This window comes from Streptomyces buecherae (genome assembly GCF_014295035.1).
GTDB classification, from domain to species: Bacteria; Actinomycetota; Actinomycetes; order Streptomycetales; family Streptomycetaceae; genus Streptomyces; species Streptomyces youssoufiensis.
Map to the genome: position 1 here is coordinate 3176393 of NZ_CP060404.1, position 20470 is coordinate 3196862.

Consider the following 20470-nt stretch of genomic DNA (forward strand, 5'->3'; position numbering starts at 1 on the left):
CCGATCGCCTGCCTCTGGAGAGACCATGCTGTTCAGTCGTTTCAAGAACCAGCTCCCGTCCGCCGATGAGACGCTCAAGGGCCGTCCCGAGCGGCCGTACGAGGTCCCGGAGCGGCACACGGTGCTGGGCAATTCCCTGCTCGGCCCGTATCCGGAGGGCCTGGTCGTCGCCGACTTCGGCCTCGGCTGCTTCTGGGGCGCCGAGCGCAAGTTCTGGCAGGCCCCGGGCGTGTGGACGACCGTCGCCGGCTACCAGGGCGGCCAGACGGTCAACCCCACCTACGAGGAGGTGTGCAGCGGTCTGACCGGGCACACCGAGGTCGTGCGCGTCGTCTTCGACCCCGCCAAGACCTCGTACGAGGCGCTGCTGAAGGTCTTCTGGGAGGGCCACGACCCGACCCAGGGCTTCCGCCAGGGCAACGACGTGGGCACGCAGTACCGCTCGGCGATCTACGCGCACTCCGACGAGCAGGTCTCGGCGGCGCTGGAGTCCCGCGACGCGTACCAGGCGGTGCTCGCCGACGCCGGGTACGGCGACATCACCACCGAGATCCTGATCGCCGGCCCGTTCTACCCGGCGGAGGACTACCACCAGCAGTACCTGGACAAGAACCCCACCGGCTACTGCGGCATCGGCGGCACGGGCGTCTCCTGCCCGGTCGGCGTGGCCCGCGTGGCGGAGAACGGCTAGTACGCGCCTCAGGCGCCCCGTCGACCGGCCGCCGCGCGCCCGCGCGGTACGCCGGTCGACGGGGCCGTTGGCCGGCCGGACCCCGAGGGCCCGGCCGGCCACGCCTCCCGGTGCGGGGCGGGGTGCTACCGCGTCCCGTTGCGCGAGGCGCCGCGGGACGGCGTGCGGTAGCGGGCGATCTCCGTCAACCCGTCGGCACCGACCAGGTGCGACGGGCGGTGCGCCAGCGCGGCGAGGTCGGCGACGACGGCCAGTTCACCGCGCGCGGCCCGCAGCCACACCTGCGCGCCGGTCAGCGAGCCCGGTACGGCGTACCGCGTCCCGTCGTGCACCACCGTGTCCGTCTCGCTGACGGTCGTCTGCTGGCCGAGTCCGAGGACGCAGGGCGCCGGCGGCAGCGGGTGCAGCCGGGTGCGCTCGATCAGCAGCCGCTCGGCGGGGGTGGCCGCCTGGGCCTGCGCCCGCCGCCGCTCGACCTCCGGCTCGCCCTCGCCCTCCGGCGCGGCGTCCGGTCGCTGGCCCTGCCAGTGCCGCACCTGGCCGTTGAACCACTGCCCGAACTCCTGGCAGGCCGCTTGGAGTTCGGCGAAGGACGCGTACTCCGCGCGCAGGTCCGCGTCGGTCGGGGTCAGGTCGGCCGCCGCGACGCGCACGCCGGCCTGGGTGCCGCCGCCCTCCGGGTCGTGCGGCACGCAGGTGCGCACCTTCATGCCGTAGTGGCGCCCGACGGCGACCACGTCCGGGTGGCGCGCGCCGCCCTCCTGGCGCAACCGGGTGAGCAGGTACGTCGGGGCGCCGCCGAGCGCCGTGAGGGTGGCGTCCAGGCAGCAGACGAGGCTGCCCAGCGTGCGGTCCCGGCAGGGGATGACCACCCGGTACCGCGACCAGGCGAGCCAGGCCGAGAACAGGGCGGTGCGCCGGGGCTCGCCGTCGGGCCCGGGCACCAGGGGCCCCGGGCCCCAGTCGCACTGGAGCCACAGGCCCGGCTCGGTGACCCAGGGCCGGAAGATCCGCCGACTACCGCTCTGCCAGCGGCTCTTGGTCTCGGCGACGACCCGCCGCGTGGTGCGCTCGCTGCCGGTGAAACCCATCCGCACCAGGCGCTCGTGCGCCCGCACGGCGCTGATGTGACCCTCGGAGCGGTCGACCCACTCCTCGATCTTCTCGGCGTAGGCGTCAGCTAAGCGCGACCGGCGCGAGGGGCCGGTGACCGGACGTCCGGCGTCCCGGGCCGCCACGTAGCGGCGGACGGTCTTGGGGTCGCAGCCCACGATCCGCGCCGCGGCGTACACGCTCTCGGTGGCGTCGTACGCCACCAGGATCTCGATGATCTCCCGGTCGGTCATCTTCATGCCGCCACCCCCAGCGGGGCCGCCGCACGGGCCGCACCGGCGCGGCGGGCCGGGCCACGGTCGAGGACGCGGAGGGGCAGTGGTTGGGCCGGGATCGGCTGGGCGGGGATCGGCTGGGCGGGGTGCGACTGGCGCGGAAGCCCGTACGGCATTCCGGCGAACGGCGCTATGCGCTCACGACTGAACATGGCGTGTGTGCTCTCTGTCTCGAACGAAAGGGTGGCGGTGGAGCGCCGGTGGGCGCGCCGGTGCTACCCGGGGTGTTCGACGACGTCGTGCGGGCGCGTGTGCAGCGGGGAAGCCGTGTCGCGCGGCCGGCCGTCCGCGGTGCGCGGCGGGTGCAGCGCGGCGGTGGCGGGCAGGTCGTGCTTGTCGAGGGCGCGCTTGGTGGTCTGGTCGCCGCCGTGGCCGCAACCGCCCTGCCCACCTGGCGCGGTGGGGCCGATCGGGCCCGGCGAGCCGCACGGCGCCTGCGGCGCGTGCTGGTGGCCGCCGCATCCCGGCGCGCCGTGCGGCCGGTTCTCGGTGCCGCAGTCCGGCGCGTCGGAGTGCGGTCGCTCGACGCCGGTGGCGGACGCGGTGGCCAGGGCCGTACGGACCGCGCCGAGCGGGCCGGACGGCGGGCCGACGAGGGCGCTCGCGGCGCCGTGACGCGCGAGCGGGCCCGCGCCCCTGGGCGGGGCGTCCGCCGAACGCTCCCGGCCCGGCCCCTCGCCCCGACCGGGGCGCGCGCAGTCCGCGCCGTCGCCGGCGCAGTCGGACGGCGCGGGACGCTCGGACGGGTCCGGCAGGGGCGAGGTGCCCGGCTCGTGCGGCCGGTTCGGCGCCTCGGAGTGGCCCGGCGGCTCCGGGTTCGCGGGGGTGTGCGGCACGCGCGGGCCGGCGTGCGCGGGGGTGTCCGGGGTGCGCGGGCCGGTCTGCGGGCCGAGCGCGTCGGGCGCGGCGGGAAGCAGGCGCGCCGGCGGAGGCACATCCGCGCCGGGCCGCCCCTGGCCGCCCTCGCCCGGCCTCTCGCCGTGACCGCCGGGGCCCCCGGCGTCCCCGCCACGGCCCTTGCCGTGGCCGTTGCCCTTGCCCTTGCCGCCGTGGGCCTTGCCGGGGCCGTCGCCGTGGGCCTTGCCCTTGCCGCCGTGGGCCTCGCCCTTGCCTTTGCCCTTGCCGCCGTGGCCCTTGCCGGGGCCATCGCCGTGGGCCTTGCCCTTACCGCCGGGTGCCTTGTCACCGGACGTGGCGTGTGCGGCCTCGCGCGGCGTCTGCTTGGCCTTCGCGTGCGCGTTCTCCGTTGCCGCGTGCGCCTTCTTGGCCGGTGCGTGCGCGTTCTTGTCGCCCTTGCCCTTGGCTTCGCCCTTGGACCCACTCCGGCTCTTGGCCCGGTCGGGCTGGCCGGGGCCGTGCTGCGCGTTGGCCTTGCCGGCCTTGCGGTCGCCGGCGGCCTGCCGGCCGCCGTGCTGGTCCCCGGGCGTGGACCTGGTCGCCGTGGCATGAGGCGCGGCCCCGGCGTTCCCCTTGGCCTTCGCCTTGCCGGCCGCTCGGGCGCCGTGAACCGCCGTGTCCTTGCCGGTCGTCGTGGCGGTTCGGTTCGGGCCGGCCGACGTGGTCCGCGCGCCCTTCGCCGCCCGCTCGCCCTGCGACGCCGACCGGTCGGCGCGCGCCTCGCGCCCGCCGTCCTGCGAGCCGTTGGCGTGCGCCTGTCCCGCGAGGACGCTCGCCAGCGCGAGGAAGCCACCGAGGGCGCACAGCAACAGCGCCGTGCGTCGAGAGGCCGACACGCAGCGGCGCACCGCGGACCAGACAGGAAGACACGCCGTCACGGTGAGTTCCTCCCCCTCTGGCTCACGGAACTGGCGGTGCACGCATCGAACACGAACGCTCAGGACGGTGCAACCCCTGGCACCCGGCGCATTGTTGGCCGCCTCGGCGCGTGAACAGGGCTCTCCGAACTGGCATACGGTCACGGAGCGCCCCGGTCCGCTCCCGCCGACGGCCGCCGATCCGGCCCCCGCGCCGGTGTGCCTCACTCCCACCCCGGCCGCCCAATCCGCCCGTACGGCGGGCACTCTGCCCCGAACAGGGCGATTCATCCCGTTGTCGCGCACGGTTACCGAGAGGTTAACTCCGTTTTTTCGTAGGGCCGTTGAGGTCGACCAGACGCTCTGGAACGGGCGGTCGCGGCACCCCGTCGCCGGCCACGTCGCGCCCCTACCCGACCGTCCGGTGACGCCTCACCGGGCGCGCACGACGGGGGCGCGCGCATCCGCCCACGCGCCGTCGCGCTGCAAGGCGAACCCCCATGCCGCCCCGCCGGCCCCCGGGAACCCTCCCCCGCGCCGGATTCCGCCCTCCGTCACGTCCCGCTCCCCCCGCGCCGCCGCCGACCGCACGCCACGGCCGACCGTGCGGCAGCCACCCCGGCCGCAGCCACCCTCGGCCGGAGCCACTCCGAACGGAGCCGCCCCCGGCCCGAGCGCCCCCGCGCGGAGCGGCCAGCCGGGGTCGCGGGCCGCGCGGCGGTGGCCGGATCGCGGGCCGTTCGGCGTGGCGTACCGGGGCGGTTGGGGCCCGTGGGTGAGCCGGGCAACATGGGGTTGGTGGAGTCCAACCTTCGCGCCCGCGACCGGCTTTGACGCACTAATCTGCTGCTTCATGGGACGGGCGGCGTTGGGCACTGAGGTGGGGGCGCGGCGGGCGGCGGGCGAGCCCCTGAGCGAGCGGCCGACGCGGGCCGACGGGCCCGGCGACGGCCGGCCCGACAGGACCGGCGACGACCGGCCCGAGCAGGCCGACCGCGCCGTGCGCGCCGACGACGTCATGACCCTCTCGCGCCTCGCGACCAAGCGTGGTGCCGTCCGGGCGATCCTGGAGTGGCTCGCGCACCGCACCGGCGGAGTCGCCACGCTGATCGACGCCGACGGCACGCCCGCCCTCACCCCCGCCCCGCCGCCCAGCCCCGCGCTGCGCGCCGCGACGGGCGCCGTGGCCGGGCTGCACCGGCGCGGCACGCCGTCGGCGGTGCTCAGCGTCCCGGCGGCGACCGGCGAACGCGCCGAGCCCGACGCCGGCAGCACGGTGTTCCTGGTCTCGCTGACCGCCGGGGCCGGGGGCGCGCACGCGGAGGCCGGTCCGCGCCGGCAGGCCCCGTACCTCGTACTGATCGCCCCCGACGGGGCGGGGCGGCGGCCCGGGCGCCCGCAGGTGCTGCTCGCCGACGCGGCCCGCACGCTCGGCCTGTGCTGGCGGCTTGAGGAGGCCGACCGCGACCGGGTGCGGGTGGAGGCCGCCGAGGCGCACGGCCGCGAGGCGGTGCTGCACCTGCTGATGGTCGGCAGCGTCCCGGCCGCCCACCGCATCGCCGCCGCCCTGCAGCCACCGCTGCCCCAGCTCGCCTACGTCTACGTGATCGAGTGCCCGGGCCAGCGGCGGTACGAGATCGCCGACCGGATCGCACACGCCGCGCGCGGCAAGGCGTGGATCGTGCCCTGCCCCGTGCGGCCCACCCATCTGATCGCCCTGGTCCCGGCCGTGCCGGAGCCGGCGGGCAGGGCGGGCGGAGCCGCCAGGGCGGCGCTCGACCAGGGCGTGGCGCCCCCCGCGCGGCCTCCCGTCGAACCGGCGGGCGGCGCGGCCGAGGGCCGGGTGGACGACGAGAACTGCGCCACCGACTTCCGCGCGATGTTCGGCGAACTCCCGCACCAGTCCCCCGCGTCGGGCCGCAGCGGGCGCGCCGGCACGACCGTCGAGACGGTGGGGGTGCGCGGGCTTGACCGGGCCATCGCCGAGCGGGTGCCCGAGTGCCTGATCGGGGTCAGCGGCGAGGTGCCGCTGCGCGAGACCCCGATCGGCTACGAGCAGGCGTTCCACGCGCTGGCCGTGGCCCGGACCGCTCCCAGTGGGCGGGCCAGCTTCCAACGGGACTTCGACCTGACGCCGCTGGCCACTCCGGAAGCGCTGCGCTGGGCCCAGGAGTTGCTGGCGCCCTGCCTGCACTACGTGCCGCCGCGGCGGGCCGATCCCGGCGGCGAGGAGTTGCTCGGCACGCTCGGCTCGTGGCTGACCTTCGGCGGCGCCGCCAGCCGCCATCTGAAGATCCACCGCAACACGCTGGGCGCCCGGGTGCGGCTGATCGACGAGTTGCTCGGGCTCGACCTCGGCCGGCTGGCCGACCAGTCCGCCGCCTGGCTCGCGCTCCAGCTCCGTGGCGCCCCCCTGCCCACGCCCACCGACCGGCCGCCGGCCACGCTGGAGGACCTGCTCGGCACGCCGGCGGCCGGCGTCTGGGCGCGCGCCCAGCTCCAGCCGCTGGAGCGGGCGAACCTGCCGTCGGGGACGGAGACCGTACGCGCCTGGCTGCGGGCCGACGCGAAGCTGCCGCAGGCCGCCGGCGCGCTCGGCATCTCACTGCCTGGCGCCCGCAAGCGGCTGACCAGGGCGGAGGAGGCGTTGGGCCGCTCGCTGCTGCACGCGCCGAGCGCCAAGTACGAGTTGTGGCTGGCCATGCGGGCGCTCAAGGCGCTGTGACCCGGACGCGCTGAACCCACACGCCCGTACCGCGCCCCTCGTTACGGCATCCCCGGCGCACCCGCACCCCGGCGCACCCGCACCCCCGGTGCACCCGCACCCCCGGCACACGCCGGGTCCCGGCGCACCCCGGGGCCGGGCCTTGAGTGCTCCACCCCCTACGCGCCGCGCTGCGACCGCCCCAGCCCCCCAACTCCCGCCCGCCGAACGGGCCGTGGCCTCGTCTCGTACCGAGTTACCGGTACGTCCTTCAACCACCGGTCGGTGGGCAACCAGTTACCGCCCTGACTGTGCATTCTGTTCCTCGCCCGCGCGTGTCGCCTCGGCCTAGGGTCCAGAGCAGGCCCCGGCGGGCCGGACCGGATGCTGACCCTCTTCGCCCTCCCTGACGAGGCAGCGCGCGGTTCCCCCCTATTGAGCCGCTGCACCGCGACCGCGGCCCGCCGGTGCCTGGCCGACGCGCCCTCCCTCGAAGCAGAACAGGATCGCTGATGAGTCATCACCACGACTCGCTCCTCGCACGCCAGGACCCCCGGCTCGACATCAGTGACGTCTATGTCTTCCGGGGCGAGCGCGGCACCGTCTTCGTCGTCAACGTCAACCCGCTCTCCGGCACGGGCGGCTTCCACGACGACGAGAGCCTGTACGAGATCAAGATCGACACCGACGGCGACGCGGTCGAGGACATCACCTACCGCTTCACCTTCGCCCCCATCACCTTCGCCCCCTTCAGCACGCGCGGCACGCAGCGCTGGGAGCTGCGCCGGTTCGACGGCGAGGCCGCGCGGGACCGCGACGCGGAGGGTTCGGTGCTGCTGCGCGGCGTGACCGGTGAGCCGGCCGAACTCGTCCTGCCCGCCGCGGGCGCCGGCGGCGACGAGGACCCGAGCGGCGGGCTGCGGGCCTGGGCCGGGCAGGCCGGCGACCCGTTCTGGATCGAGGGCACGGTGGTCACCGCCGTCAGGACCGGGATCGCCCAGGGCACCGCCCCCGACCTGGCCGGGTTCGACCCCGCGCGGGCCAGCAACATCTTCGCCGACACCAACGTGCACGCGATCGTCCTTGAGGTGCCCGACGCCGACCTCGGCGGCGCCCAGGAGATCGGCTTCTGGGGCGTGACGGTCCTGGCGACCGACGCGGGCGGCTGGCGGCAGATCAACCGCTGCGCGACGCCGCTGCTCAACACCCTCTTCGACCTCGAAGACCCCGACCAGCACATCGACTTCAACGCGACCGAGCCCGCCGAGGACCGGGAGCGGTACGGGGCCGAGATCCGGTCCGCCGTCGAGCGGGGCGCCGGCGCCGCGGGCGCGGTCGCCGAACCCGCCGCCCACGCGGCCCGGGTGCACGACCTGCTGCTACCGGACGTGCTGCGCTACGAGGTGGGCACCGAAGCCCACTTCGGGGTGAAGCGGCGCAACGGGCGCGCGTTGACCGACTCGGCGCCGGAGGTCATGTTCGAGCTGGTGCTCGGCAGGCCCGTCACGATGGGGCTGGACGCGAGCGCGGCTACGGGGGTGCCGCGCGAGACGTTCCCCTACCTGGCGCCGCCGAAGGCGGAGCGGTGACGGCCCGCCCGTGCGCGGCGGCGCGCGTCCCGCGTTGGGTCGCCGCCGCCGCGGACGACCCCGACGCGGTGCGCGCGCTGTGGCGCGAGGACCCGCGGCGCGGCGTCCGGCTCGCCACCGGCCGCACCTTCGACGCGGTCACGGTCGACCTGCGGACCGGCATGGAGGCCCTGGACCTGCTGCGCCGCCGGACCGGCGCGCCGGCCGGCGCCTGGCAGGCCCAACTGGCCGGCACGGCCTTCTCCGGCTCGTCGGCGTTGCCCGCGTTATCCGACCTCTCCGACCTCTCCGGCCTCGCCGGCCCCGCTGACCTCGGCGGCCTCTCGGGTTCCTCCGGCCCCGCCGATGTCGCTGGCTCGTCCGGCCCGGCGTCCGACGCCGCTCCCGAGGGGGCGCGTCCGCGAGCCGGGGCGCACCGCAGGCGCGCCTGTCGGGTCGCGCTACGGGCGCACGCCGGCCCGTCGCTGGACGCGGCGCGCACCTGCCCGTCGCCCGAGGCGGCCTCGTACGACCGGTTCGGGTTCGCCGGCCAGTTCGGGCCCGGGGGCTTCGGGGTGCGGGGGCGGTTCGGGCTCGGCGGCGGGCGTGGTGGGGGCGCGGGGCGGGCCCGTACCGTGCGGCCCCTGCACTTCCCCACGCTGGTCGACGGGGCCGCGGGTCGGATGCGGCTGCTGGTCCCGCGCGGGGCGGCGCCCTGGCTGGGCACGCTGCTCACGGCCGGGACCGTGGAGTACCACGGCGCGGGCGCGCGCGTCGTGCTGCCCGGGCCCGGGGCGTTGACCGACACCGGCACCGGTCTGACCTGGGCGGTGCGGCCCGGGGCCCCGGTCGAGCGGCTGCGCTGTCTCCTCGGCCCGCTCGCGGCGGCGCTGGCCACCGCCCAGCTCACCGTCGGCTGGTGCTCGGGCGTGCGGGCGCCCGCCGACCCGTACGCGGAGACCGGGTAACCCGTACGGGCCGGTAGGGCGTCTGCCCTGGTGGGCCCGGAACGGGGCCCCGAACGGCGTGAGCGCACCGACGTACGGGAGAGAACGCATGGCACACCTCACCTTCCGACAGGCCCGCGAGGAGGATCACGCTCCGATCGTGGCGTCGATCCAGACCTGGTGGGGCGAGACCCGCACTCCGGAGGAGGCCCGCGAGCTGTCCCTGTTACTGCCCCGGCTCTTTCTCCAGCACTTCGCCGCGACCAGCCTGATCGTGGAGCGGCGGCCCGACGCCGAGGAGTCGGACGCGGCGGGCGCGGGCGCAGCGGGCCCGAGCGGGGCGGCCGGTGCGCTCGCCGGGTTCCTGGTCGGCTTCCACTCGCCCGACCGGCCCGGCACGGCCTACATCCACTTCGTCGGCGTCCACCCGGAGCTGCGCCACCAGGGCGTGGCCCGGCAGTTGTACGAGCGGTTCTTCGCCCGGGCGGTGGCGGCCGGGCGGCAGGAGGTGCGCTCGATCGTCTCGCCGGCCAACAAGCCGTCCATCGCCTTCCACCACTCGATGGGCTTCCGGCCCGAGGGCGGCGACTACGAGAGCGACGGCGTCCCCGTCCACCGCGACTACGACGGGCCCGGCCACGACCGGATCAGCTTCCGGCGCGTGCTGTCCGCCCCGCCGGCCCCCGAGGCGTAACCCGGCGCCGCTCCCCCGGGCCGAGACGCGCTCGGCCCGGCCCACCGCTCCCAGACGCCGGGCCACCTGAGGTCACGCTCGGCCCGGCGTCTGGGCTCGCCCACCCCCGACGGCCACGAGGCCGCCGGGGCTATGAGGGCTACGAGGGCTACGAGGGCTACGAGCCGAGGATGGTCGTGAGGAACTCGCCGGTCCAGGCGAGCAGTTCGCGGCCCACCACCGGCTTGCCGCCGATCTTGCCGGTCGTCGGCCGGGGCACCAGGACCTGTCGCGGCCCCGGCTTGAGCACCGCTCGCGGGTGCAGCCGCCCGAGCCGCAGCTCCTGCGACTCGCGCAGCTCCACCGGGCCGAAGCGGACCTGCGAGCCCTGGAGGGTGATGTCGCTGACGCCGCAGGCGCGGGCGAGCATCCGCAGGCCGGCGACGAGCAGCAGGTTCTCCACCGGCTCGGGCAGCGGCCCGTACCGGTCGGTCAGCTCCTCGCGGACGGCGGCGATGTCCTCCTCGCTGTTGGCCGCGGCGATGGACCGGTACGCCTGGAGGCGCAGTCGCTCGCCGGGCGCGTAGTCGTGCGGGACGTGCGCGTCCACCGGGAGTTCGATCTTGACCTCGATCGGCGGCTCCTCCTCGGCGCCGCCCTCCAGCGAGGTCCGGTAGTCCGCGACGGCCTCGCCGACCATGCGGACGTACAGGTCGAAGCCGACGCCCGCGATGTGTCCGGACTGCTCGCCGCCGAGCAGGTTGCCCGCGCCGCGGATCTCCAGGTCCTTCATCGCCACGTACATGCCCGCGCCCATCTCGGTGTGCTGGGCGATGGTCGCCAGGCGTTCGTGGGCGGTCTCGGTCAGCGGCTTCTCCGGCGGGTACAGGAAGTAGGCGTACCCGCGCTCGCGGCCCCGACCGACCCGGCCGCGGAGCTGGTGCAACTGGGAGAGGCCGAAGTTGTCGCCGCGCTCGACGATCAGGGTGTTGGCGTTGGAGATGTCGATGCCCGACTCGACGATGGTGGTGGAGACCAGCACGTCGAACTTCTTCTCCCAGAAGTCCACCACCACCTGCTCCAGGGCGCTCTCGCCCATCTGCCCGTGCGCCGTGGCGATGCGCGCCTCGGGCACGATCTCGCGCAGCTTGGCGGCGGCCCGGTCGATGGACTCGACGCGGTTGTGGATGTAGAAGACCTGCCCCTCGCGCAGCAGTTCGCGCCGGATGGCCGCGCCGATCTGCCGTTCCTCGTACGGGCCGACGAAGGTCAGCACCGGGTGCCGCTCCTCCGGCGGGGTGGTGATCGTGGACATCTCGCGGATGCCGGTGACGGCCATCTCCAGGGTGCGCGGGATGGGCGTGGCCGACATGGTCAGCACGTCGACGTTGGCGCGCAACTTCTTGAGCTGCTCCTTGTGCTCGACGCCGAACCGCTGCTCCTCGTCCACGATGACCAGGCCCAGGTCCTTGAACCTGGTCTCGGACGAGAACAGCCGGTGGGTGCCGATGACGATGTCCACCGAGCCGTCCCGCAACCCCTCCAGGACGGCCTTGGCCTCGGTGTCCGTCTGGAACCGGGACAGCGCCTTGACCACGACGGGGAACTGCCCGTACCGCTCGCTGAAGGTGCCGAAGTGCTGCTGCACCAGCAGCGTGGTGGGCACCAGGACGGCGACCTGCTTGCCGTCCTGCACGGCCTTGAACGCGGCCCGCACCGCGATCTCCGTCTTGCCGTAGCCGACGTCGCCGCAGATCAGCCGGTCCATCGGGACCGACTTCTCCATGTCCTCCTTGACCTCGGCGATGGTGGTGAGCTGGTCGGGCGTCTCCGCGTACGGGAACGCGTCCTCCAGCTCGCGCTGCCAGGGGGTGTCCGGGCCGAAGGTGTGGCCGGGGGCCGCCATCCGGGCCGAGTAGAGCTTGATCAGGTCGGCGGCGATCTCCTTGACCGCCTTCTTGGCCCGCGCCTTGGTCTTGGTCCAGTCGGCGCCGCCGAGCCGGTGCAGGGTCGGGGCCTCGCCGCCCACGTACTTGGTGACCTGCTCCAACTGGTCGGTCGGCACGAACAGCCGGTCGCCGGGCTGGCCGCGCTTGGCCGGCGCGTACTCGACCAGCAGGTACTCGCGGGTCGCGCCCTGCACGGTGCGCTGCACCATCTCGATGTAGCGGCCCACACCGTGCTGCTCGTGCACGATGTAGTCGCCGGCCTGGAGGGTGAGCGGGTCGATGGTCTTGCGGCGCCTGGCCGGCATCCGGGTGCCGTCCTTGCCGGCCGCCTTCTGGCCGGTCAGGTCGGTCTCGGTGAGCACCGCGAGCTTGAGGCCCGGGTCGATGAAGCCGCGCTCGACGGAGCCGCAGGACACGTGCACCAGCGAGGGAGACAGCTCGGCGAGGTCCGGGTCGAGGCGGGCGGCGATGCCCTCGCCGCTGAGCACCTCGACGGTGCGCGAGGCGGGGCCGTGGCCCTCGGTGAGGTAGACCGTGCGCCAGCCGTCGGCGAGCCAGCCCTTGGTGTCGGCGAGCGCCCGGGCGATGTCGCCCCGGTACAGCTCGGGGGCGCGCATGCCCAGGGTCAGGGTGTCGCCGTCCGTCGGCCCGCCGGCCACGCCGGCCTCGTCGAGGCCGTCGCCGGCGGCGAACGGCGAGATCGACCACCACATCATGCCCAGTTCGCGGGCCCGGTCCCGGATGTCGGCGATGCCCCACAGCGAGGCCGCGCCCAGGTCGATGGGGGCCTCGCCGCCGCCGGCCGACGCGGCCCAGGACGCCGCCAGGAACTCCTGGCTGGTGGCCACCAGGTCGGCCGCCCGGGTCCGCACCCGCTCCGGGTCGCACACCACGCTCATCGCGCCCGCGGGCAACACGTCGAGCAGCAGCTCCATCTCGTCCACCAGGACCGGGGCCAGCGATTCCATGCCCTCGACGGCGATGCCCTCGGCGATCTTGCCGAGCAGTTCGCCCAACTCCGGGTGGGACTCGGCCAGCTCGGCGGCGCGCCGCCGCACGTCGTCGGTGAGCAGCAGCTCACGGCAGGGCGGCGCCCAGAGCCCGTGCTCGGCCACTTCGAGCGAGCGCTGGTCGGCGACCTTGAAGTACCGGATCTCCTCGACCTCGTCCCCCCAGAACTCCACCCGCAGCGGGTGCTCCTCGGTGGGCGGGAAGACGTCCAGGATGCCGCCGCGCACGGCGAACTCGCCGCGCTTCTCGACCAGTTCGACACGGGCGTACGCGGCTGCCGCCAGGCCCTCCACGACCTCGCCCAGGTCGGCGCTCTGCCCGCCGCGCAGCGCCACCGGCTCCAGCTCGCCAAGGCCCTTGACCTGGGGTTGGAGCACGGCGCGGATGGGCGCGACGACCACGCTGACCGGGCCGGCGGTCGGGTCGTCGGCGCTCGGGTGGGTCAGCCGGCGCAGCACGGCGAGGCGGCGCCCGACGGTGTCCGAGCGCGGCGAGAGCCGCTCGTGCGGCAGCGTCTCCCACGACGGGTACTCCACCACGCCGTGCTCTTGGCCCTCGGGCATCAGCGAGCGCAGCGCGGCGGCCAGGTCCTCGGCCTCGCGCCCGGTAGCGGTCACGGCCAGCACCGGCCGGCCGGCCCCGCGCGCCAGCGCCGCCACGGCCAGGGGCCGCGCCGCCGGCGGCCCCACGAGGTCGAGGTGCGTGCGGTGACCGTCCGTGGCCGCGCGCACCGCCTCGGCGAGCGCGGGGTCATGGACGACGGCATCGAGCAGACCGTGCAGGCTCATGTAGGGCTTCCCGTCCCGGGGCTGGACAACGCGAACGGCCCGGCACGGGCCTTGGCGGAGCCAAGACCGGGGGCCCACGGACGTGTCCGGGGGCCGGCGGCCGGGATGTCTTCAGGGTACGCCGGGGGTGTGACAGCGCCACGCGAGAGCCCTCCGAAGTCAACCCGCTGGGGGCTACGGTTTCCCGCATGAGCGATCCGCTGCCCCCGCCCGAGGCCCGTGCGCGCCTCGGCTCCCGGGTCCGGCACGCCGCGCACGCCCGCGAGCGCACCGTCATCACGGATCGGGGCCAACCAGTCGCCGTCCTCGTCAGCGCGGCGGAACTGGCAGGGCTCGAAGACGCGCTCGCCCTGGCTCGGTACCGGCGGCAGCGCCAGGCGGCTGGCACCGCGCTCACCACCCCGCACGACGAGGTTCGCGCGCGCCTCGGCCTGGAACGTGGCTGACGTACGGGACCGTCTGGGCACCCTGCGGGACGGGTGACCCGAGATCCGGGTGCCCGGCCGGCCCTCGTCACTCCCGGCCGACCCTCGTCACTCCCGGGTGAGCCGCGCCCGCGCGGCGGCGGTGATCGCTCGGATCTCGTCCATGGCGGTACGCCATGCGGCGTCGTCCCGATCGAGCGACCGGGCGGCGTGCTCGGCGGCACGCAGCCGTCGGGCGAGGGCCGGAAACCGCTCGATCTCGATCACGGTGGCCCACTTGAGCTGGTACAGGGCGATGGGCTGGTAGCTGCTGGACCGGGTGGCCATCGTGAAGACGGTGGCCCGCTCCGCGATCAGTTCGGGAAGCCGCGTCGGGGCCACCCGCGCGAGCGCGGCCCGCAGCGCCGGAAAGGTGCTGTCGGGCCGCGGGATCACGGCCGCCCCCAGGGCACCTTCTCCGGGAGGCAACGGTGGTGTGGTCATGGCTGGCTCCTCGGTGGTCGCGACGGCCCGCCGCAGCCGCCGCGGCACACCGTACGGGGCGGCATCCGCGCGGCGAACGGTTCCGGACGCGCTCGCCTCGGCTCCCCTCCGAAGGCCCCACCCAGGTCGGCGAGGCTCCCCGCCCCGGTCGGCGAGGCTCCCCGCCCCGGTCGGCGGGGCTCGCCGCCCCGGTCGGGGGCTCGCCCCTTACGCCCCGCCGTCGTCCGTCCCGCCGAAGCTCGCGAAGTACGCCGCCGCCCCGTCCTCGCCGCCGTGCCCCTGCCGCTCCGCGCGGCGCAGCCGCTCGGCCGCGGCGGCGGCCAGGTCCAGGCGTACGCCGGAGCGCTCGGCGGCCTCCGCGATGAGGGCGGCGTCCTTGCGGGCGGCGGAGACGGTGAAGCTGGGCGGGTAGTCGCCGGCGAGGATGAGTTCGGACTTCGTCCGCAGGTAGCCGGAGTCCAGCGGGCCGCCGGCGACGGCGTCCAGGAAGGCGCGCGGGTCCACACCGAGACCCTCGGCCAGGGCCAGCGACTCGCCGGCGCCGTTGATGAGGGTGAGCACCCAGTTGTTGACGACGAGCTTGAGCGCGCTGGCCGCGCCCGCACCACCGTCCTCGCCGACCCACAGGGTGCGCTGGCCGATCGCCGAGAAGACACGCTCGGCCCGGTCGCGCACGGCGACCGGACCCGCCGCGAGGACGGTCAACGCGCCCTGTTCGGCCGGGAGTCTGGTGCCCAGCACGGGGGCGTCCGCGAAGTCGAGTCCGTACTCCGCGGCGAACTCCGCCAGCGGGCCGATCGCGCCCACCCCCACCGTGCTCGACTGGAGCCACAGCGTCCCGGCGCGCAGCGCGGGCGCGGCCTGGCGCAGCGCGTCCAGCGCGGCGGGCCCGTCGTGCACCATCGTGAGCACCACGTCCGCCCCGTCCACCGCGTCGGCCGGCGTGTCCGCGACCCGCGCCCCGGCCTCCGCCAGCGGCTCGGCCTTGGCCCGGGTACGGTTCCACACCCGCACGTCGAACCCGCCCGCCTCGGCGAGGTTACGGGCCATCGGCCCACCCATGATCCCGGTGCCGAGCACCGCCACGGAGAGCGCGTCGGCCCCGCTCGCGCCCGCCGTGTCCGTGCCGGTGCCGGTGTCCGTGTCCGCCACGCTCCTGTCAGCCATGGGGGAACGGTAGGACCTGGAGGGCACTCGAAGGCAAGCGGCACGCGCGGGGGGCCGGTCGGCGGGTTGGGGGGGCGGCGAGTGGGTCGGGCTCAGCGGCGTGGGGCTGGCTGAGGAGGCGGGCGCACAGGCAGCGGAGGGACTCCGGCGTCCCGCGCCCGCCCGGTTCCGTCGCCGCGCCACCCGCACGACCGGGCCTCGGCCGTGGCCGTGGCCGTCAGGGGCGGACCGTTGACGAGGTGGGCTTGTCGGGCGAACTTGGGCGGTCGAGGAAGACAACGACGTTCCATCTGGACTTCTCGCGCACCACGGTGAGGGTGTCTCGCGCGTCCCTGCCGGATCGGTCACGCACCGCCAGCTCCACGGAGCCCACGTCCGGCCCCATCGTGATCTCGACGCGGGCCTCCACGATGGACAGCCCCCGGTCGCCCTTCTCGGCCACGATCCGACGCGCTTCGCGCCGCGCGCGAAAGTCGTCGGGAACCCCGCCGACCTCGATCAAGCCGGCGATGTCACGGGAGTTCAGTGCGCGTACGTAGGCTTCCACAGCGTTGCGAGCCCCACGCACCCCACTGGCCTCGACACCGCGTGCGTCCTCGGAACGGTCGGGGCCTTCGTCGGAACCACAGCCGACCGCGAGACCCACCGCCACCACCACCACGGAAACGAGGCGTCGCCGCCGCACAGCTCCCCCTCTGCTGACGCGGCACGCAGGGCGCCGCACCGTGACATGTGCGGTGCGCGCACCGCCGCGCCTTCTGGTGGTCAGCCGAAACGGTCGTCCTCAGTTGTATCCGCTCGACCGCCGCAGACACGCGGCGCCGAGCGCGCGCGGCCAGTTACCGACAGGGAGTGGCCGGTTCCTCGGCGCCGGGTGTTCTTCCGGGCCGGCCCATCAGCAGGAATCGAGGATTCGTGGCAAGGTACGCGTCTCCAAGTTCCCCCGTCGCGAAGGGGCCGGCCCGTCGCCACCCTCACCGGCCCCACCCGGCGCCCGCCCCGGCGAGCCGTCACCGTTCCGGCGTGCTGGGCTTCCGGGCCAGGCCAGGCGCCGCCCCCGCTCTCGTACGGCGAACCCCCACGGAAGTCCGCAGCCCGATCGCTGCGCAGGCGAGCCCGCCGCACCGACGCACCACCGCACAGGCGCACCCGCCACACAGACGAGCCGCCACGCAGGCGCACCCGCTGCGCAGGCGGGCCCACCGCACAGGCGAGCCGCCGCGCGGGCGCGTCCGCGCCCCGGCCCGCGCGCTCCCCCAAGAGCGTGCGGGCCGGGGCGGGGACGACGTTGCGGCGGCCGGTCCGGGAGGGTTCCCGGGCCGGCCGCCGCGGCGACGGACCATCCCCATGGCACCCGCCGTCCGTCGGCCGTCCGGCCGGCGGGAGCCGGGGGGCTCCCGCCGGGCCGGGCGGCCTGCTCTGCCCTGGGCGGCGCGCCGCCCCTTGGTGGCGGGGCAGCGGCCTGCTCAGGTGTGCTCGGTGCGCCTAGTCCGTCGCGATGGCGTTGAGGACGTTCATCCGGCCGGCGCGGAAGGCAGGGACCAGGGCCGCGAGGAGGCCGACCACCGCCGCCCCGACGAACACCGCGCCGATCGTGGGCCACGGGATCTCCAGGGTCTTCAGGCCCTCAAGTGCCAGCAGCTTCTGGGCCGTTACGCCCCAGGCCATGCCCAGGCCGAGGCCGAGCAGGGCGCCGAAGAGGGCGATGACGACCGACTCCAGGCGGATCATGCGGCGCATCTGGCGGCGGGAGAGGCCGATGGCGCGCATCAGACCTATCTCGCGGGTGCGCTCGACGACCGACAGGGCCAGGGTGTTCACGACACCCAGAATGGCGACGATGATCGCGAGGCCGAGGAGTCCGTAGACCAGGTTGAGCATCTGCCCGATCTGGTCCTCCAGGAGCTTCTTGTAGTCGGCCTGGTCGCGCACCGTCACGTCCGGGTAGGTCGTCAGCTCGGCCTTGAGCGACTTGTACGCCTCGCGGTCCTGACCCTCCTTGGCGGCGGCGAACATCATCAGGTTCTGCGGCATCTGGTCGGGCTTGATGTAGTCCTTGGCCGTGTCGACGCCGAGGTAGATCGCGCCCTTGTTGAACGCCGTGTCCTCCGAGGTGATGACGCGGACCGTCAGCTTGGCCGTGCCGCCCTCCTTGAAGTCCACGCTGAGCACGTCGCCGAGGGCGACCTTGTGGTCCTTGGCGAAGCCCTCCGGGACGCCGATGGCGTTCTTGCCGAACGCGTCCACCAACGTGCCCTCGATCACCGGGGAGCGCAGGTCCTTGGCGTAGCTGGCGCTGGCCGCGTCCAGGTCGTCCTTGACCCTCTTGCCGTCCGGCGTGGTGATGGTGGCGTTCTCGAGGAGCTTGTAGTCGCTGACGTGCTCCAGGTGCTTGGCCCGCTTGACCGCCTGCTCCACCTGCGGCTTGATCACGCCGTTGTCGGGCTCGATGATGAAGTCCGCGCCGACGGACTTGTCCAGTTCGTCGCTGGCCGACGCGACCATCGACGAGCCGACCACCGACAGGCAGGCGACCAGCGCGAGGCCGATCATCAGGGCCGCTCCCGTGGCGCCGGTGCGGCGCGGGTTGCGCAGTGCGTTGCGCTCGGCCATCCGGCCGACCGAGCCGAACATCCGCAGCAGTACGGCGCTCAGCACCCGGACCACCACGCCGGCCAGCAGCGGGCCGATCACGATGAAGCCGATCAGGGTCAGCAGCACGCCGAGGCCGAGGAACATCGAGCCGTCGGCCGCCTTGTCGGCGTTCGCGGCCATGGCCAGGCCCGCGGCGCCGGCGCCGGTCAGCAGCAGGCCGAGCACGGCCCGTACGCGGCCCGCACGGCTGTCGGCCGGCGTTCCGGCGTCCCGCAGCGCGGCCATCGGGGAGATCTTGCCGGCCCGGCGGGCCGGTATGTACGCGGCGACGACGGTGGTCAGGACGCCGATGACCAGGCCGACGACGGGCGTGGCCGTCTTGACCGTCAGCTCCGAGGTGTCCAGGTTCATGCCCATGGTGCCCATGAGCTTCATCAGGCCGATCGCGAGGCCGATACCGCCGGCCACGCCGAGGATGGAGCCGACGACGCCGAGCAGCAGCGCCTCGAAGAGCACCGAGCGGTTGATCTGGCGCCGGCTGGAGCCGATGGCCCGCATCAGGCCGATCTCGCGGGTGCGCTGGGCGACCAGCATCGAGAAGGTGTTGACGATCAGGAAGATGCCGACCAGGACGGCGATTCCGGCGAAGCCGAGCATCGCGTACTTCATGACGTCCAGGAAGGAGCCCAGTTCGTCCTTGTTCTCCTCCTTGGTCTCGGCCTTGGTCTTGACCTTGAGGTCGTGGTCCGGGCCGAGCGAGGCGAGGACGCTCTGCTTGAGCTCGTCGTTGCTCACGCCGGGCGCGGCGGTCAGCGCGATGGAGGTGTACTTGCCGGTGGCGCCGAGCAGCCGGCGCTGGGCGGTCTCGTCGTCCAGGTAGAAGATGGACGAGCCGGGGTTGGTCACCTGGAAGGTGGCGATGCCGGTGATGGTGAAGGTGGCGTCGCCGGGCACGGCGATGATGCGCACCTTGTCGCCGAGCTCCAGGTTCTTCTTGTCGGCGGTGTCGGCGTCCACCATGATCTCGGTCGGGCCGCGCGGCTCGTGGCCCGAGGTGATCTCGACGGACGAGAGTTCGGCGCTGTCCCAGTTGGTGGCGACCGACGGGGCGCCCTCGGCCAGGCCGATCTTCTTGTTCTTGGAGTCCACGGCCGTGATGGAGGTGGACACCGTGTCGCCGACGGCGGACTTGACGCCCTTGACCTTCTCCAGCTCCGCGATCTTCGACGCGGGAATGGTCGGCACCTTGCGGGAGCGCTGCACGTCGTCGCCGCTCGCGGCGTCCTTGGGGCTGACGCTGACGTCGGGCGCCGTGGCGGAGAAGATCTTGTCGAAGGTGGAGTTCATGGTGTCGGTGAAGACGAGCGTGCCGCACACGAACGCCACCGACAGCAGGACGGCGACGGCGGAGAGCGCCATGCGTCCCTTGTGCGCGAAGAAGTTGCGCAGCGAGGTCTTGAACACGGTCACGAGACACGCCCCCGCGCGTCGAAGTTCTTCATGCGCTCAAGGACCAACTCGGCGGTCGGCTGGTACATCTCGTCGACGATCCGGCCGTCGGCGAGGTAGAGCACCCGGTTCGCGTACGAGGCGGCCACCGGGTCGTGGGTGACCATCACGATGGTCTGGCCCAGCTCGTCAACGGACCTGCGCAGGAAGCCGAGGACCTCGGCGCCGGCCCGCGAGTCGAGGTTGCCGGTCGGCTCGTCACCGAAGATGATCTCCGGCCGGGCGGCCAGGGCGCGGGCCACGGCGACGCGCTGCTGCTGGCCGCCGGAGAGCTGGTTCGGACGGTGCTTGAGCCGCCCGGCCAGGCCCACCGTCTCCACCACGCGGTCCAGCCAGGCCCGGTCGGGCTTGCGGCCCGCGATGTCCATCGGCAGCGTGATGTTCTCGATGGCGTTCAGCGTGGGCAGCAGGTTGAACGCCTGGAAGATGAACCCGATCCGGTCCCGGCGCAGTTGGGTGAGCTTCTTGTCCTTGAGCCCGGTGATCTCGGTCTCGTTGACGTAGATGTGGCCCGCGGTCACGGTGTCCAGGCCCGCGAGGCAGTGCATCAGCGTCGACTTGCCGGAGCCGGACGGGCCCATGATCGCGGTGAACTGGCCCCGGGCGATGTCCACGTCCACGTGGTCCAGGGCCACCACCCGGGTCTCCCCGGAGCCGTACGCCTTGACCACCTGACGTGCTCGCGCGGCCACGGCCGTATGCCCTCCGCTGCCCCCGGTCCTGGGAATCGATACAGCCGTCGTCACGGTACTTCTCCTCGGTAGGTGTGTTCGGCGCGGTCCTTGCCGCGTACACAAGACTGCTCGAACGGGAGCGGG

At 74.5% G+C, this 20470-nt stretch carries 15 protein-coding genes; 6 read left to right on the forward strand and 9 right to left on the reverse strand.

The genetic code is table 11. The features are described 5' to 3' along the window. Window positions 1-25: 25 nt before the first annotated feature. Window positions 26-691 (forward strand): peptide-methionine (S)-S-oxide reductase MsrA, encoded by a 666-nt coding sequence (gene msrA / locus H7H31_RS11825; RefSeq protein WP_187061657.1) that lies wholly within the window; start codon window positions 26-28, stop codon window positions 689-691. A gap of 125 nt (window positions 692-816) precedes the next feature. Here msrA and H7H31_RS11830 read toward each other — a convergent pair whose 3' ends face one another. From H7H31_RS11830 to H7H31_RS11840, 3 genes are all read right to left on the reverse strand, one after another. Next, window positions 817-2043 carry an IS21 family transposase gene (locus H7H31_RS11830; protein ID WP_187061658.1) on the reverse strand — a complete coding sequence of 409 codons (1227 nt, stop codon included), beginning with the start codon at window positions 2041-2043 and terminating at the stop codon, window positions 817-819. Continuing rightward, complete coding sequence (locus H7H31_RS11835; RefSeq protein WP_187061659.1) at window positions 2040-2231, reverse strand: hypothetical protein; 192 nt, start codon at window positions 2229-2231, stop codon at window positions 2040-2042. Before H7H31_RS11835 ends, H7H31_RS11830 begins: the two co-directional genes overlap by 4 nt. A gap of 63 nt (window positions 2232-2294) precedes the next feature. Next, on the reverse strand, window positions 2295-3812 hold the full coding sequence (locus tag H7H31_RS11840; protein ID WP_187061660.1) for a hypothetical protein: 1518 nt from the start codon (window positions 3810-3812) through the stop codon (window positions 2295-2297). An 874-nt stretch (window positions 3813-4686) separates the two neighbouring features. Between H7H31_RS11840 and H7H31_RS11845 the strand changes: the two genes are divergently transcribed. From H7H31_RS11845 to H7H31_RS11860, 4 genes are all read left to right on the forward strand, one after another. Continuing rightward, window positions 4687-6558 (forward strand): helix-turn-helix domain-containing protein, encoded by a 1872-nt coding sequence (locus tag H7H31_RS11845; RefSeq protein WP_232109804.1) that lies wholly within the window; start codon window positions 4687-4689, stop codon window positions 6556-6558. 491 nt (window positions 6559-7049) lie between these two features. Then, complete coding sequence (locus H7H31_RS11850) at window positions 7050-8126, forward strand: DUF4331 family protein (RefSeq protein WP_187059672.1); 1077 nt, start codon at window positions 7050-7052, stop codon at window positions 8124-8126. Beyond that, window positions 8123-9073 carry a bifunctional DNA primase/polymerase gene (locus H7H31_RS11855; protein ID WP_187117902.1) on the forward strand — a complete coding sequence of 317 codons (951 nt, stop codon included), beginning with the start codon at window positions 8123-8125 and terminating at the stop codon, window positions 9071-9073. Before H7H31_RS11850 ends, H7H31_RS11855 begins: the two co-directional genes overlap by 4 nt. An 88-nt stretch (window positions 9074-9161) precedes the next feature. Continuing rightward, entirely contained in the window at window positions 9162-9746 is a 585-nt protein-coding gene (locus H7H31_RS11860; protein WP_187060478.1) for a GNAT family N-acetyltransferase, read from the forward strand. A 157-nt stretch (window positions 9747-9903) separates the two neighbouring features. Here the strand turns inward: H7H31_RS11860 and mfd are convergent, their stop codons facing one another. Further along, entirely contained in the window at window positions 9904-13473 is a 3570-nt protein-coding gene (mfd, locus tag H7H31_RS11865) for a transcription-repair coupling factor (protein ID WP_187060479.1), read from the reverse strand. Between the two features lie 188 nt (window positions 13474-13661). Between mfd and H7H31_RS11870 the strand changes: the two genes are divergently transcribed. Next, the gene (locus tag H7H31_RS11870) at window positions 13662-13919 is read left to right on the forward strand and encodes a type II toxin-antitoxin system Phd/YefM family antitoxin (protein ID WP_187060480.1); all 258 of its coding nucleotides are present in this window, start codon (window positions 13662-13664) and stop codon (window positions 13917-13919) included. An 87-nt stretch (window positions 13920-14006) separates the two neighbouring features. On the opposite strand, the gene H7H31_RS11875 is transcribed toward H7H31_RS11870, so the two are convergent. The 5 genes from H7H31_RS11875 to H7H31_RS11895 form a co-directional block, all read right to left on the reverse strand. Beyond that, the gene (locus H7H31_RS11875) at window positions 14007-14381 is read right to left on the reverse strand and encodes a hypothetical protein (protein WP_187060481.1); all 375 of its coding nucleotides are present in this window, start codon (window positions 14379-14381) and stop codon (window positions 14007-14009) included. A gap of 207 nt (window positions 14382-14588) precedes the next feature. Further along, window positions 14589-15548, reverse strand: coding sequence for an NAD(P)-dependent oxidoreductase (locus tag H7H31_RS11880; protein WP_187062026.1), 960 nt, complete (start codon window positions 15546-15548; stop codon window positions 14589-14591). 217 nt (window positions 15549-15765) lie between these two features. Further along, entirely contained in the window at window positions 15766-16233 is a 468-nt protein-coding gene (locus tag H7H31_RS11885) for a hypothetical protein (protein ID WP_187062027.1), read from the reverse strand. Between the two features lie 800 nt (window positions 16234-17033). Further along, entirely contained in the window at window positions 17034-19613 is a 2580-nt protein-coding gene (locus H7H31_RS11890; protein ID WP_187062028.1) for an ABC transporter permease, read from the reverse strand. Continuing rightward, window positions 19610-20398, reverse strand: a complete 789-nt coding sequence (locus H7H31_RS11895; protein ID WP_176163716.1) for an ABC transporter ATP-binding protein — start codon at window positions 20396-20398, stop codon at window positions 19610-19612. The genes H7H31_RS11890 and H7H31_RS11895 overlap by 4 nt, the downstream gene beginning before the upstream one ends. Between the last annotated feature and the right edge of the window lie 72 nt (window positions 20399-20470).

Coding starts and splice junctions, on each gene's coding strand:
- H7H31_RS11850 (WP_187059672.1), top strand. CDS start 7,050: ATGAGTCATCACCACGACTCGCTCCTCGCACGCCAGGACCCCCGGCTC.
- H7H31_RS11845 (WP_232109804.1), top strand. CDS start 4,687: ATGGGACGGGCGGCGTTGGGCACTGAGGTGGGGGCGCGGCGGGCGGCG.
- H7H31_RS11830 (WP_187061658.1), bottom strand. CDS start 2,043: ATGAAGATGACCGACCGGGAGATCATCGAGATCCTGGTGGCGTACGAC.
- H7H31_RS11875 (WP_187060481.1), bottom strand. CDS start 14,381: ATGACCACACCACCGTTGCCTCCCGGAGAAGGTGCCCTGGGGGCGGCC.
- H7H31_RS11860 (WP_187060478.1), top strand. CDS start 9,162: ATGGCACACCTCACCTTCCGACAGGCCCGCGAGGAGGATCACGCTCCG.
- mfd (WP_187060479.1), bottom strand. CDS start 13,473: ATGAGCCTGCACGGTCTGCTCGATGCCGTCGTCCATGACCCCGCGCTC.
- H7H31_RS11835 (WP_187061659.1), bottom strand. CDS start 2,231: ATGTTCAGTCGTGAGCGCATAGCGCCGTTCGCCGGAATGCCGTACGGG.
- msrA (WP_187061657.1), top strand. CDS start 26: ATGCTGTTCAGTCGTTTCAAGAACCAGCTCCCGTCCGCCGATGAGACG.
- H7H31_RS11880 (WP_187062026.1), bottom strand. CDS start 15,548: ATGGCTGACAGGAGCGTGGCGGACACGGACACCGGCACCGGCACGGAC.
- H7H31_RS11870 (WP_187060480.1), top strand. CDS start 13,662: ATGAGCGATCCGCTGCCCCCGCCCGAGGCCCGTGCGCGCCTCGGCTCC.